Annotated in this window: 16 protein-coding genes and 1 pseudogene; 3 read left to right on the top strand and 14 right to left on the bottom strand. The window is 47.6% G+C overall.

Going from position 1 to position 12051, the window contains the following annotated elements; translation table 11 throughout:
• Window positions 1-4: 4 nt before the first annotated feature.
• From BEN74_RS14235 to acnD, 13 genes and pseudogenes are all read right to left on the bottom strand, one after another.
• Window positions 5-673, bottom strand: a complete 669-nt coding sequence (locus BEN74_RS14235) for an RluA family pseudouridine synthase (RefSeq protein ID WP_068908490.1) — start codon at window positions 671-673, stop codon at window positions 5-7.
• Between the two features lie 113 nt (window positions 674-786).
• Window positions 787-1335 (bottom strand): hypothetical protein, encoded by a 549-nt coding sequence (locus BEN74_RS14230; protein ID WP_068908492.1) that lies wholly within the window; start codon window positions 1333-1335, stop codon window positions 787-789.
• Between the two features lie 108 nt (window positions 1336-1443).
• Complete coding sequence (locus tag BEN74_RS14225) at window positions 1444-2022, bottom strand: hypothetical protein (RefSeq protein ID WP_068908495.1); 579 nt, start codon at window positions 2020-2022, stop codon at window positions 1444-1446.
• Between the two features lie 537 nt (window positions 2023-2559).
• Complete coding sequence (locus BEN74_RS14220) at window positions 2560-3000, bottom strand: hypothetical protein (RefSeq protein WP_068908498.1); 441 nt, start codon at window positions 2998-3000, stop codon at window positions 2560-2562.
• Window positions 3001-3131: 131 nt separating this feature from the next.
• Window positions 3132-3326, bottom strand: coding sequence for a hypothetical protein (locus BEN74_RS19500; RefSeq protein WP_162898196.1), 195 nt, complete (start codon window positions 3324-3326; stop codon window positions 3132-3134).
• Between the two features lie 359 nt (window positions 3327-3685).
• The gene (locus BEN74_RS14215) at window positions 3686-4390 is read right to left on the bottom strand and encodes a DUF1003 domain-containing protein (protein ID WP_068908500.1); all 705 of its coding nucleotides are present in this window, start codon (window positions 4388-4390) and stop codon (window positions 3686-3688) included.
• 48 nt (window positions 4391-4438) lie between these two features.
• Window positions 4439-4678: a DUF6868 family protein gene (locus tag BEN74_RS14210; protein ID WP_068908503.1), complete on the bottom strand. Its 240-nt coding sequence runs from the start codon at window positions 4676-4678 to the stop codon at window positions 4439-4441.
• Window positions 4679-4933: 255 nt separating this feature from the next.
• Window positions 4934-5140: a hypothetical protein gene (locus BEN74_RS14205; RefSeq protein ID WP_068908505.1), complete on the bottom strand. Its 207-nt coding sequence runs from the start codon at window positions 5138-5140 to the stop codon at window positions 4934-4936.
• Between the two features lie 311 nt (window positions 5141-5451).
• Window positions 5452-5586, bottom strand: coding sequence for a zinc ribbon-containing protein (locus BEN74_RS14200; protein ID WP_086374337.1), 135 nt, complete (start codon window positions 5584-5586; stop codon window positions 5452-5454).
• A 130-nt stretch (window positions 5587-5716) separates the two neighbouring features.
• A complete protein-coding gene (vapC, locus tag BEN74_RS14195) occupies window positions 5717-6136 on the bottom strand; it encodes a type II toxin-antitoxin system tRNA(fMet)-specific endonuclease VapC (RefSeq protein ID WP_068908508.1) in 420 nt (139 codons plus the stop codon).
• A pseudogene (locus BEN74_RS19905) lies at window positions 6136-6366 on the bottom strand (antitoxin). The gene vapC and the pseudogene BEN74_RS19905 overlap by 1 nt, the downstream one beginning before the upstream one ends.
• An 82-nt stretch (window positions 6367-6448) precedes the next feature.
• Window positions 6449-6808: a hypothetical protein gene (locus tag BEN74_RS14185; protein ID WP_068908510.1), complete on the bottom strand. Its 360-nt coding sequence runs from the start codon at window positions 6806-6808 to the stop codon at window positions 6449-6451.
• A gap of 95 nt (window positions 6809-6903) precedes the next feature.
• On the bottom strand, window positions 6904-9510 hold the full coding sequence (gene acnD / locus BEN74_RS14180) for a Fe/S-dependent 2-methylisocitrate dehydratase AcnD (RefSeq protein ID WP_068908512.1): 2607 nt from the start codon (window positions 9508-9510) through the stop codon (window positions 6904-6906).
• A 259-nt stretch (window positions 9511-9769) separates the two neighbouring features.
• On the opposite strand from acnD, the gene BEN74_RS14175 reads away from it, so the two are divergent.
• The 3 genes from BEN74_RS14175 to BEN74_RS14165 all read left to right on the top strand — a co-directional run bounded on the left by BEN74_RS14175 (window position 9770) and on the right by BEN74_RS14165 (window position 11781).
• Window positions 9770-10492: a YgfZ/GcvT domain-containing protein gene (locus BEN74_RS14175; protein ID WP_068908515.1), complete on the top strand. Its 723-nt coding sequence runs from the start codon at window positions 9770-9772 to the stop codon at window positions 10490-10492.
• 712 nt (window positions 10493-11204) lie between these two features.
• A complete protein-coding gene (locus tag BEN74_RS19715) occupies window positions 11205-11429 on the top strand; it encodes a hypothetical protein (RefSeq protein ID WP_086374338.1) in 225 nt (74 codons plus the stop codon).
• 28 nt (window positions 11430-11457) lie between these two features.
• Window positions 11458-11781 (top strand): low molecular weight protein tyrosine phosphatase family protein, encoded by a 324-nt coding sequence (locus BEN74_RS14165; RefSeq protein ID WP_068908574.1) that lies wholly within the window; start codon window positions 11458-11460, stop codon window positions 11779-11781.
• Between the two features lie 23 nt (window positions 11782-11804).
• Here the strand turns inward: BEN74_RS14165 and BEN74_RS14160 are convergent, their stop codons facing one another.
• Window positions 11805-12050 carry a hypothetical protein gene (locus BEN74_RS14160; protein WP_068908518.1) on the bottom strand — a complete coding sequence of 82 codons (246 nt, stop codon included), beginning with the start codon at window positions 12048-12050 and terminating at the stop codon, window positions 11805-11807.
• Window position 12051 lies beyond the last annotated feature (1 nt).

The raw sequence follows: 12051 nt of genomic DNA, 5'->3' as shown, positions 1-12051 counted from the left end.
CATTTTAAAACGGCACATGGCCTTTAATTTCAACCTCTTCGCCGCTTAAAGGCTGGGTAAAGGCCAAATAGCTAGCATGCAGCGCCATGCGCTTTAAAGGGCTTTGCGATGCATGCGGATGATAGATTTTATCGCCGCTAATCGGATGGCCGATATGCATCATATGCACGCGCAGCTGATGCGAACGCCCGGTAATTGGCGTCAGCAGCACGCGGCTGATGTCCTGCGCAGCATCATAGCTCAATGCCTGATACAAGGTCTGCGCAGGCTTGCCCAGCTCATAATGCACCATTTGGCGCGGGCGGTTTTCCCAGTCAGCAATCAGCGGTTCATTCACGCTGCCCGCGCCTTGCAGCAGGCCCTGCACTAGAGCAATGTAGTTCTTCGTGACGGTGCGCGCCTGAAACATTTTGCTGACCGCCACTTCGGCATCGCGGTGCTTGGCAAACATCAGAATGCCTGAGGTCGCCATGTCCAAGCGGTGGGTAATTTTCGCCTGCGGATACTGCGCCAGAACCCGCAGGTAGGCGCTGTCATGATGCTCCGGCAGGCGCCCCGGAACAGACAGCAGGCCGGCGGGCTTTTCAATTACCACCAGATCATCATCTTCATAGGCAATCACAAGCGCTTCTTGCGGGGGCTGGTATACAAAACTGTCGTCTAAAGGAGGCATGAGGGCGCGGCTGAGCAGGAGAATGCGCGCAAAATATCAAGCCGCAGTCCGGCTGTCAATTCCCCGCGCCGAATGCAGAAAAGCGCCGGCCCCAAGCGCCTGCAGCTGCGCGCTCAGCGTTTCGCCAGACCCGCCTGCAGGCCTTTAATCATGCTGTCCAGCTTGTCTGAAAACATCAGCTTATAAGTGTCCTGATAAGGCTTCAGCGTCACAATCTGCATGGAATTAAACTCAATATTTTCAACACTCGCATACTGCCGGACCAGCAGATGAATTGCATCCCCCTCCTTGACGCTGCCGACAATTTTCGACTGAGTGAAATGAATATCTTCAGACTTCATCAGCTTGCTGATTGCGCCAAGCATCCGCCGCGCAAACTGTTCAGCAGGCATCGCCTTAAGCTCCGCCAGGGCAGCCTGCTCACCGAAGAACATCTGAACCAGCTCCTGATCACCCGAACTTTCAAACAGCGTGATAAAGGCGCTTTTAAACTTATTCAGCTCATCCGGGTGAAAATAGCCTGCCGTTTCCGCTAAGCCGCTTTTATTCGCCGCATCTAAATACGCGGCGGTGACCTGTTCCGGCGTCTGCTGCGCAAAAGCGGGCGTCAGGCCCAGCAGCGAGCAGCCCAGCACCAAGGGGTACAGATATTTTTTCATCATGACGGTTATTCCACACAAAATGCTCCATGCAGAAAAGATCAGTGCCTGCAGCATTAAATTTCTATTTTTCAAATATTAAGATAATGCATCTCTGCATTTAAAGCAGCCTCAGCCGGCAGCATCCGCCAAAGCGGGAAATTCCACATTTTCCAGATACACTGAAAAATCATGCGTATATTCATAATTGCCGGTATAAGCAGGCGCAATTTTCCCTGTCCAGCGGATATTGAATAAGCCTGTCTCTGCGGCCTTTTCAAACTTGATGCGGTGCTTGGCGGCCGAATCATGGCCCAGCAGATAGATATGAAACGCCAGATCGTCCCAGTCCTCCGCCTGTTCCGGCGCAGGATCTACGGAAAATTCCCTGCCGTCAAAAAATTCCGGGCAATATTCCTGCCGGCTGCACGCCTTAAAGCCCCGGCTCTGCCAGTAGGTGCTGGACAAAGTGCATGCATGATAATTTTCCCAGACAATCGGCGCTTCCCAGTCTGATGCATATTCCACGCCCTCTGCATCTGCATCCTCCATGCTGCCGTCAATGTCGCGTTCGCTGTAATAGTCCGCAGATTTTAAATGCAGATCAAACCAGACTTCGCCATTGATCAGGCGCGCTGACCATTGAAATTCTTTAACGGGGTGGCCTTCCGGCCAGGGATTGCCGGCAAAATAAATCCGATTGGGCTGCATGCTGTGTTGTCCGCGCTGGGTATTTTTTAGAATTCTAGCGGACAAATGCTTATTTATAAATACTTGTAGAGTAATGAAATTTTACAGGATGAAAGAGAAAACTGCATGTTTGCTTCAACTGCCGTGGCTGGGTAAGCCCTGACCTTATTGCCTATAAACTTGTGATCTATAGCGTCCTAAGCCGGATCGAGACCTTGTGGGTGAGTACTGCACTCGCGTTTTGCGCCGCCCGCAGCATGCTGCTCTTTCCGATCTCTTCTGCACCTTGGACGCTATATTAGCCAGCGCGCTGCGGGATTGTTTCCCTAAAAAAAAACGATTCAGCGTGATTTTAAGAAAATTTTCCGTAAAATTTATTATTGTGAAAATTTTTCCCAGCAGCATAAATTAATCGCATCTTTTACTGCATATATGGCCTGATTTCAGGAAAATTTTCTTCGCTCAGCCTTTTCCCGGCCCTGCAAGAGGCGCGGCTATGCAGCCGCCCGCACCGCGGAAATCTGCATTCTCTGCCCAGTTGGCAGGCAAGTCGGCCTATCAAACTGCCGCAGCGCAGCGCTGCAGATAATCCTGCTTAAGCTGATCCAGCTGCTGCCGGCTAAATGCCTCCAGATAGCTGCGGGTGGCGGGCAGGCTTAAATGCCGGAACTGCACATAATCGGCCGCCTTGTATTTCAGCAGCCCGAATAAATTTTTCTGCACCGCCTGCACTTCTATATCGCTTTCAAGATTAAAGGCCAGCGCGCCGGTGTCCGGCAGCTCTATCAGGCTGATTTTCACCGCCTGATTGGATGCCTGATGCGTCACCGTAAAAACCGCTTTTCCGCCGCGCATCTGCAGCATGAGGATCTGCAGCTGCTTCCAGTTCATGGCATTGAATTTCGCCATCAGGTCTTGCGCTGCCATATCTTCCATGAATTCAGCTTCTGAATCCGAATGGTGGTGCGGATGCCGGATTTCCAGATCAAATATCGTCATTTTTATTCTGCTCTTTTTGAATGATCTGCTTGAATTTTACCAAAAGTTAGAAAATATGCATCATTTTGTTTTTAAATGAATAATCTGAATGCATCATGCTGAAAAAGCGCAATATGCGCACTGTTTCACACTTATAAATGAAAGCTTGATGCCGTGCTGAAATGAAGCGCCTGTGGCTGCAGTGCAGGATTGGATATTTTCAATGCTGATTTGTAGCGGGAAGTTTTAGCGGCAGCGCTTAGATTTTTTATTCTGCCGGATGATTTGAAACGCTGAATTCTGAGGGCGGTGTAAGAGAAAACTGAATCGTTTACTTCAACTATCATGACTGGGTAAGCCCTGATCTTATAGCCTATAAACTTGTGATCTATAGCGTCCTAAGCCGAATCGAGACCTTTTGGGTAAGTACTGCACTCGCGTTTTGCGCCGCTCACAGCATGCTGCTCTTTTCGATCTCTGTCACACCCTTGAAATCTATAGTAGCCAAAGCGCTGAGGGATTAATTTCCGAAGATTCGGCAATTTTCAGATATTTTAGGAAAGTTTTCCGCGCAAATGCAGCTTCAAAGTATTTTTTCCCCAATGGGATGAAAATTCAGTTTTTTATTGCATTAAAAGGCTATTCTATAGGAATATTTTCTCAAAATAGTATTGCATGCAGCCGAATTGCCGCGCCGCCCTGCGGATTATTCTTTTTTCTTGCTCATTTCCGACAGCAGATCCAGCTGGATTTCCTGAATTTTGGCCAGCCTGTCCCACTGATGCATCAGCAGATGGTCAATTTTTTCATGCAGGTTGCGGATTTCCAGCTCGGCTTTCAGATTAACCTGATAATCGTTTTCCGAACGCAGGCGGTCTTTGGCTTCCTGCCGGTTCTGGCTCATCATGATCACCGGCGCCTGTATGGCCGCCAGGCAGGACAGCATCAGGTTCAGCAGAATAAAGGGATAAGGATCTGCGGGATGCTTCACCATCACCACGGTATTGACCAGAATCCAGATCACTAAAAAGGCCGCAAAGCAGCTCAGGAACGCCCAGCTGCCGCCGAAAGCCGCGATCTTATCCGCCAGCCGTTCGCCTAATGTCCAGTTCTGATCGAGCCGGCTTTCTACGTTTTTGCTGATCAGCTCATGCTGCCGCATGCTGTGGATGACTTCATATTCCAAGTTTGAAACTTCGCCCTGCTCCGAGCTGAGAATGGACTGCACATACTGCATGCGGTATTTGGTTAAATCGGGCTGGCAGATATAGTTCTGCGCGCTCCATTCGGGAAAATCCTTGGCTATTTCCTCAGTAATGACCTTGCGCACGGTTCCCATCGGAATCAGGCTGTTTAGCGGAAAGTTTTTTTTGCAGACCATGCATGGCCGGTATTCTGTTTTTCCGTTCATCCCTGCGCCCCCTTGAAATTTATTCTGATGCTGGATTTGCGTCTGTATTCAGAGCAATTTTAATGCAATATACGGCGCAAGGTTCAGCAGCATGATGCCGATTTTATACACGGCCATGCTGCCGTAATGCATGGCGTCAAAGCTTTGGTCGGACAGCTTGAACCACCGGCCATGCAGGCTTTTCATCCAGCCTTTGGCGAAAACAAAGGCCAAAAACCAGATGATTAAAATGCTGTAGTTGACGAGCGCGCAATAGAGCAGAAAATCTGCTAGCTGGGTTGTGTTCATGCCGTTTTCCCTGCTGCCTTTTACTGCTGTTATTTTAACCTTTTTTTAGCTGAAGCTGCGCTTAAAGTTCTGCAAGATTGATTCCTTCAAAGCCTTTTACCTTAGGATAAATGGCTTGGCGCGGCATGGATTTTATTTTTATGCGCCGGCCGGCATCTCAGACATATCGAAATTTCTTCCCTTATTGAAAAACTCCGCCTGACTGGCGGAGTTTTATTTTTATCATTTTAAGCCGGCATTATGCCCTAGCTCCATTTAAGCAATGCAGCATTTGCTGCAGCCTTCCACCTTTTCGGTCGGCCAGTTCATTCTGGCGCGCTTATAGGCCAGCTCATAATTTGCAAAATAGCCAATCAGAATTTGATCATCAAATTTAGGCATGTCCTCACAGCCTTGATTGCCATTGTGCATCAGGTGTACGCCCTTGGCTGTCGGCTGCTCATCTACAATAAATTTTATCATTCACAGTTCCCCAATATTTTTTTTAGAAAGTTCAACTACAAACAAACCCATACAAAAAGTAATGCTTTCTGTAATCCCGTACTAAAATTATGCCTTTATTGAGCAAAAATCAATCACTAGTTTTGGTTATCGTAGTATTTTTTGATTTTTTTATTGTTATATAAAACAGTCTTTTATTTCTCAGCTGGATTTGATTGATTCGGCAAAACTCAAGACGCTGCTTTCTGCAGGCGCCAATAAAAAGCCCCATGGTGTAATGGGGCTTTTGTCTAAAACAGGATTGGCTGTTTTATGAATTCCGCTAGGTACTGTTATTTTTTAAATTCAGTGCCGTGGCATTTGGTACATGGGGGTAAACGGTCTGTACCAATTTCTAAGTATGTGCGTCGTCCGCACTGAACACAAAAATAGAAGCCTGTTCCGGGTATTGAGCCAGCAGTAACCATTTTTGTTCTCCATGTGTTTTAGAAATGGTCTATTCAGTATATTCCTTTTATGATGGATGTCTATTGTTCATTTCGACAGGTGATGGCGGCAGATGGGCGAAGCATAATTTCCAAATAAAATTTGACAAGCTCAGAATGTTTTGGTTAGCGAGTTTTCTACTTTCAAGCCGTCAACACGTAAAAATTCTTTTTCGTTATTGGTGACTATAACCCAATTATTTGCTCTTGCATGCGCCGCCAGCCACAAATCATTCGCCCCGATAATCTGTCCCTTGGATGAAAGGTCTTGGCGTATCTGTGCATAATGCTCAGCTGCATTTTCATCTAATTCAGCCACTTGAATCATTGACGTTAATTCATCTATCACCTTTAGCGCTTTTTCTTTTTTCTGGCTTTTCTCTGCGCCAAAACGCAGCTCGCCCAATGTAATCACGGAAATTAAAATATTGCGGTTTGGGAGATGTTTTTCAAAATGCTGACGAACAGTTTCAGGCTGATGCCTAGTGATATAGATACAAATATTTGTATATAGCAAGTACTGTGTCTGCATTAAAACTCTTCTCGTTCTTGCTGTGGTCCATCCACTCTTTCTTCTGCATAAAAGTCATCAGGCATTTGTAACAATACCTTAAATAAGCGTTCTGCTGTGGCTGGTTTTTCCCTTAGTATGACTTCATCGCCACAGCGGAAGATTTCGACTTATGTGCCTTCAAAACAGAATTCTTTAGGTAAGCGAATCGCTTGGCTGCGCCCTGTCATAAAAACTTTTGCGGTAGACATGAGGCTACTCCATAAGTTTTGGTATGTATCTTATGATAGGTATTTTTTTGAGTATTTTTCAAACAAATTTATTGGCGTATCTTTAAGGGTAAATCAACTGATCAGACGTTATATACACCTCACCCTCATCACCCTGCACTTTCGCATCTAATGCTTTTGATATCTCGATTAATTTATTTAGAAACTCTGTGTTGGGATTTTTAGTCATCAAATCACAGCCCTTATAGTCTATCCACATCGCATATTCATCATTATTGATATAGACAAGATAAGAACCTTCACTATTATCGTGATCTACTTGTATTGATGAATCAATTTCTAGATATTTTTTCCAATCTGCTTTATTAATACAAATGTCATTTTCATCAGTCCAATGTTCTTTTTTAGTGATATGAATATCATAGCCTGCAAATGTGAATTGACTGACTATAAAAATAAGCATCGCAAATACTATTTTAATTTCTTATCTCCATTAAACAAAACCCCACTTCACAGCAGGGTCTTTTAAAACAATATCAATGACTTTAGCTTAAATCATCAAGCCACATTCCCTTCCAAGAAATCCTGTGCAAAGCGCTGCAATACACCGCCCGCTTCATATACAGACACTTCTTCTTCAGTATCTAGACGGCAGGTTACAGGCACTTCAACGGTTTCACTCTTGCCTTCATCCGTCGCACGCTCAATCACCAAAGTTAAAGTCGAACGCGGCGCGATATTACCAATGACGCTATACAGCTCTGTGCCGTCCAGCTTCAAAGTTTTACGGTCAGTACCCGCTTTAAACTCCAGCGGCAGCACGCCCATGCCCACCAAGTTGGTGCGGTGAATGCGCTCAAAACCTTCCGCCACAATCGCTTCAACACCTGCAAGGCGCACGCCTTTGGCCGCCCAGTCACGGCTGGAACCCTGACCATAGTCTTTACCTGCAATGATAATCAGCGGCTGCTTGCGGTTCATATAGGTTTCAATCGCTTCCCACATGCGCATCACTTCGCCTTCAGGCTCCACACGCGCTTTCGACCCTTGCTTGATCGTACCGTCAGCGCGAACCACCATTTCATTGAACAGTTTCGGGTTGGCGAAAGTCGCGCGCTGCGCCGTTAAATGGTCGCCGCGGTGCGTTGCATAAGAGTTGAAGTCTTCCTCAGGCACGCCCATTTTATGCAGATATTCGCCTGCAGCCGAATCCATCATAATTGCATTGGATGGCGACAAATGATCCGTGGTGATGTTGTCCGGCAGAATCGCCAGCGGACGCATATTGGACAAGGTGCGCGGCGCAGCCAAAGCCCCTTCCCAGTACGGCGGACGGCGGATATAGGTGCTTTGCGGGCGCCAGTCATACAGCGGGCTGGCGGCTTTTTCCGTTACGCCCAAATCAAACATTGGAATATACACTTTGCGGAACTGCTCAGGCTTCACCGCTTCTTTTACCAGTGCATCAATTTCTTCATCCGACGGCCAAATGTCCTTTAAGTAAATCGGGTTGCCGTCTTTGTCCGTGCCCAGCGCATCTTTTTCGATGTCAAAGCGGATAGTTCCGGCAATCGCATAGGCAACCACCAATGGCGGAGAAGCCAAAAACGCCTGTTTTGCATAAGGATGGATGCGGCCGTCAAAGTTGCGGTTACCTGAAAGCACTGCCGTGGCGTACAGGTCACGGTCAATAATTTCCTGCTGGATTTTCGGGTCCAGCGCGCCGGACATGCCGTTGCAGGTGGTACAGGCATAGGCCACAATGCCGAAGCCGAGTTTTTCCAAATCATGCAACACGCCTGCTTCTTCAAGGTATAAAGCCGCCGCTTTAGAACCCGGCGCAAAGGATGATTTCACCCAAGGCTTGCGGGTTAAGCCCAGTTCATTGGCCTTGCGCGCCAGCAGGCCGGCAGCTACGGTATTGCGCGGGTTTGAAGTGTTGGTGCACGAGGTAATGGCGGCGATAATCACTACGCCGTCCGGCATCAGGCCATCGGTGCGCTGCTCCACCACGCCGGCAATGCCTTTTTCCTTTAAGTCGGCTGTAGAGACGCGCGCATGCGGGTTTGATGGCCCGGCAATGTTGCGGGTGACGGCTGAAAGGTCGAAACGCAGCACGCGCGGGTATTGCGCCTGCGCCATGTCCGATGCCCACAGGCCAATTTCCTTGGCATAGGCTTCAACCAGCTTGACCTGCTCCGCTTCACGGCCGGTCAAAGTCAAATAATCAAGAGTGTTCTGGTCAATATAGAACATGGCCGCGGTTGCGCCGTATTCCGGAGTCATATTGGAAATGGTCGCGCGGTCGCCGACAGACATGCTGTCTGCGCCTTCACCGAAGAATTCCAAATATGCGCCGACTACGCGCTCTTTGCGCAGGAACTCGGTCAAAGCCAGTACGATGTCGGTTGCAGTAATGCCCGGCTTGCGCTGGCCAACCAGTTCTACGCCGATAATGTCCGGCAGGCGCATCCACGACGCGCGGCCCAGCATCACGTTTTCAGCTTCCAGGCCGCCCACGCCGACAGAAATCACGCCAAGCGCATCGGTATGCGGGGTATGCGAATCGGTGCCGACACAGGTATCCGGAAAGGCCACGCCATCACGGTTCTGAATCACCGGAGACATTTTCTCCAGGTTGATTTGGTGCATGATGCCGTTGCCCGCAGGAATCACATCGACATTTTCAAAAGCGGTTTTGGTCCATTCGATGAAGTGGAAGCGGTCTTCATTGCGGCGGTCTTCCACGGCGCGGTTTTTTTCAAAGGCGTCCGGGTCAAAGCCGCCGTATTCTACGGCTAAGGAATGGTCTACGATCAGCTGGGTCGGCACCACCGGGTTGACTTTAGACGGGTCGCCGCCTTGGTCGGCAATCGCGTCACGCAGGCCGGCCAAGTCAACCAGCGCAGTCTGTCCCAGGATGTCATGGCACACCACGCGCGCTGGATACCACGGAAAATCATGGTCTTGCTTGCGGTTAATCAGTTCTTTCAGCGACTGTTCCAAAATGGCCGGATCGCAGCGGCGCACCAGCTGTTCCGCCAGCACTTTGGAGGTATAGGGAAGTTTGGCATATGCGCCTGGCTGAATATCTTCTACGGCTTGGCGCACGTCATAGTATTCGAGCTGGGTGTCTTGCAGTGGTTTGCGGTAGTTTTTGTTCATTGCTTAGCTGCCTTATGAATCGTTTTTTTTACTGCGTGTTTTTGTCGACATTCACACTGTGGTTGCTGGCATAGTACACTGCCGAAAAGCCATTTCCCAAATCCTTTAAATTTCATAAGCTTAAATATAAAAACAGGGGTTTTAGAAATATCTAGTTACATTACTTTTGGGTTATTTGCTCTAAATGTGATTTTTTTTCAAAAATAGCGGAAAATAAGCCTAATTCTTTAGTATTAGATTTAAAACAGGCGAACAATACATGAGCAATCTAGCTTTCTCCTCATTCACCCTGAACGGCCCGGATGCGCAAAAATTCCTGCAGGGCCAAGTGACCTTAAATGCCGAAGCTTTAGCGGAAAATGTGACGCGCTATACCGGCATCTGCAGCCTGAAAGGCCGCATCCAGTTTGGCCTGTGGCTGAAAAAAGTGAATCCGGAAAGCTTTGTGATTGTCACCACGGCGGATCAGGCCGACGAGTTTTCCAAGCACATTAAAAAGTACGGCGCGTTCTCTAAAATGAAGCTTGAACCCACGGGTTCAGTTTTCCCGACACTGATTGAAGATACGACTGCTTTTTCAGCAAAAACCACTGATATTACAGCTTGGGAAGTGTCTGCCATTCAAAACGGTCAAGCATTCATCAGCCAAAAAACTGAAGGCATGTTCCAGCCGCAAGAGCTGCGCCTGCATCAGCGTGAAGGCGTGCATTATGACAAGGGCTGCTACTTGGGGCAGGAAGTGATTGCGCGCCTGTGGTTTAAAGCCAAACCGAAAGCGTGGCTGCATGCGGTTCAAGGCGCAGGCGCTGTTCCGGCGCAAGGCGAACAGCTGCATAAGGGGGTGCAAGTAGTTAACAGCGCGGCCATTGAAAATGGCTATATCGCCTTGGTGATTGCCCGTCCTGAAGCTTTAGCTGAACTGGATGTGGCGGTTTTAGACTTGCCTGAAAGCTTGAGCGGCGATGTAGCTCGTCCGCAGTAAGACTTTAAAATTTATGCAGCTGTGATACATTAGCCTCCAGATTTGGGGGCTTTTTAATGACTGAAAAATTATATGATTGAGCCGGAATTCAAAAACCTTCTTATAAAAAACGCATGAAACACCATGATTATTAAAGCGCTTACTGCAAAATGCCTCGACTATAACCAATTACCTAAATAGCTATCACATACAAAACCGAATGAAAGCATATTTTATGGGAGATGATGTGTGATACAGCTTTCAAAACTCAGCTATATGATGGCTAAGTTTTCTTAAATGACTCCGTGAAAATCTCCTCAGCTTCCTAAGCTTTTGATTAAAATAAACCTTGGATACGCGAGTGCGGCATGGATGCCGCACGTTGCCCATCACGGCAAGGACGCCGTGTATGGGCAACAAAAGACTTTTGCCGACTTTGGGTCTTTCCAAAGTCGGGACTTGCCTGCGCAAAGGCATCTAAATTTTTAAAGGAAAAATGAGGCAGTAAGCGCTATCGTTAATTGCCGAAATAGTTAACGTGACTAAAATCTAGTGCAATCATATTTTATAGGTAATTATTCTTAATACAGACTTTAGAATTTAGCAATAATCAGCATTGCTGCAATAATACTCTGCCACAGCCTACGCTTGCCTGCCTGACTAAATGCTTATAAAATATCAAAATCATGTGTTATCGCGGCTGCTGAACCCGATCAGCTCATGAGTTTAAAAAATGCAAACAATACCGCAGGATTTTGAAAATAATTCAAACCGTAACCGCGCTTGGCGGCGTAAAGTCAATTACCTGCACCGCGGCCGGGACTGCAGGCACACTTCAACCCTTTGGAAAGCTGAAAAAGACTGGAAACTCCTTTGGAGCAGGTCATTGAAAATATCCCGCTCCAGACAGCTTGGCACTGAGTATCCGCGCATTTCTTCAGCGCAAAGGCTAAAATAAGCGCAATTTGATTTTGGATTACTGTGAATTGAATACCCTTTTCATCTGCAGCCGCAACCAGTGGCGCAGCCCGACTGCGGAGAGAATCTTTGCAGCCGGCTGCGGCCTGCGCACCCGTTCCGCAGGCACAAGCAAGCACGCCAAACACACAGTTTCCGTGAAAGATATCGCTTGGGCGGATTTAATTGCCGTGATGGAGCATAAACATAAGCAGGCCATTCAGGAAAAGTTTGCAAAAGAACTGAAGCATAAGAAAATCATCATCTTAGATATTCCAGATGACTATCAGTACATGGATGCAGAACTGGTTGAAATGCTTCAGCTCTCTATGACGCCCTACCTGCCTGAATAAATTAAAACCGCGGCCGGCAGATCCTAAAAATTATGAAACAGCTTGTTCATGTCTTTGACGATGTACTGCTTAAAATGGAAGGCGCGCGCGTGCTTGGCGTCAAATTTTGCCGTCACGCCGTCCTTTGCAAAAACATAGACACGGTCTTCCTTGCTCACCAAAAATTCGGCGCCCAGCTTCATCAGCAGCGCGTCAATTTTCGCTTCATCCGGAATAGATGCATCCTGATTCACTTTGTCATAATTGCGCTTAATGCCTTTAACAAACATG

Origin of the sequence: Acinetobacter sp. WCHAc010034, assembly GCF_001696615.3 — a bacterium.
Lineage (GTDB): Bacteria > Pseudomonadota > Gammaproteobacteria > Pseudomonadales > Moraxellaceae > Acinetobacter.
Note: the sequence above shows the minus strand (reverse complement) of the source record. Positions and strands in the feature narration are given on the sequence as shown.

Coding starts and splice junctions, on each gene's coding strand:
- BEN74_RS14235 (WP_068908490.1), bottom strand. CDS start 673: ATGCCTCCTTTAGACGACAGTTTTGTATACCAGCCCCCGCAAGAAGCG.
- BEN74_RS14230 (WP_068908492.1), bottom strand. CDS start 1,335: ATGATGAAAAAATATCTGTACCCCTTGGTGCTGGGCTGCTCGCTGCTG.
- BEN74_RS14225 (WP_068908495.1), bottom strand. CDS start 2,022: ATGCAGCCCAATCGGATTTATTTTGCCGGCAATCCCTGGCCGGAAGGC.
- BEN74_RS14220 (WP_068908498.1), bottom strand. CDS start 3,000: ATGACGATATTTGATCTGGAAATCCGGCATCCGCACCACCATTCGGAT.
- BEN74_RS19500 (WP_162898196.1), bottom strand. CDS start 3,326: ATGATAGTTGAAGTAAACGATTCAGTTTTCTCTTACACCGCCCTCAGA.
- BEN74_RS14215 (WP_068908500.1), bottom strand. CDS start 4,390: ATGAACGGAAAAACAGAATACCGGCCATGCATGGTCTGCAAAAAAAAC.
- BEN74_RS14210 (WP_068908503.1), bottom strand. CDS start 4,678: ATGAACACAACCCAGCTAGCAGATTTTCTGCTCTATTGCGCGCTCGTC.
- BEN74_RS14205 (WP_068908505.1), bottom strand. CDS start 5,140: ATGATAAAATTTATTGTAGATGAGCAGCCGACAGCCAAGGGCGTACAC.
- BEN74_RS14200 (WP_086374337.1), bottom strand. CDS start 5,586: ATGGTTACTGCTGGCTCAATACCCGGAACAGGCTTCTATTTTTGTGTT.
- vapC (WP_068908508.1), bottom strand. CDS start 6,136: ATGCAGACACAGTACTTGCTATATACAAATATTTGTATCTATATCACT.
- BEN74_RS14185 (WP_068908510.1), bottom strand. CDS start 6,808: ATGCTTATTTTTATAGTCAGTCAATTCACATTTGCAGGCTATGATATT.
- acnD (WP_068908512.1), bottom strand. CDS start 9,510: ATGAACAAAAACTACCGCAAACCACTGCAAGACACCCAGCTCGAATAC.
- BEN74_RS14175 (WP_068908515.1), top strand. CDS start 9,770: ATGAGCAATCTAGCTTTCTCCTCATTCACCCTGAACGGCCCGGATGCG.
- BEN74_RS19715 (WP_086374338.1), top strand. CDS start 11,205: ATGCAAACAATACCGCAGGATTTTGAAAATAATTCAAACCGTAACCGC.
- BEN74_RS14160 (WP_068908518.1), bottom strand. CDS start 12,050: ATGTTTGTTAAAGGCATTAAGCGCAATTATGACAAAGTGAATCAGGAT.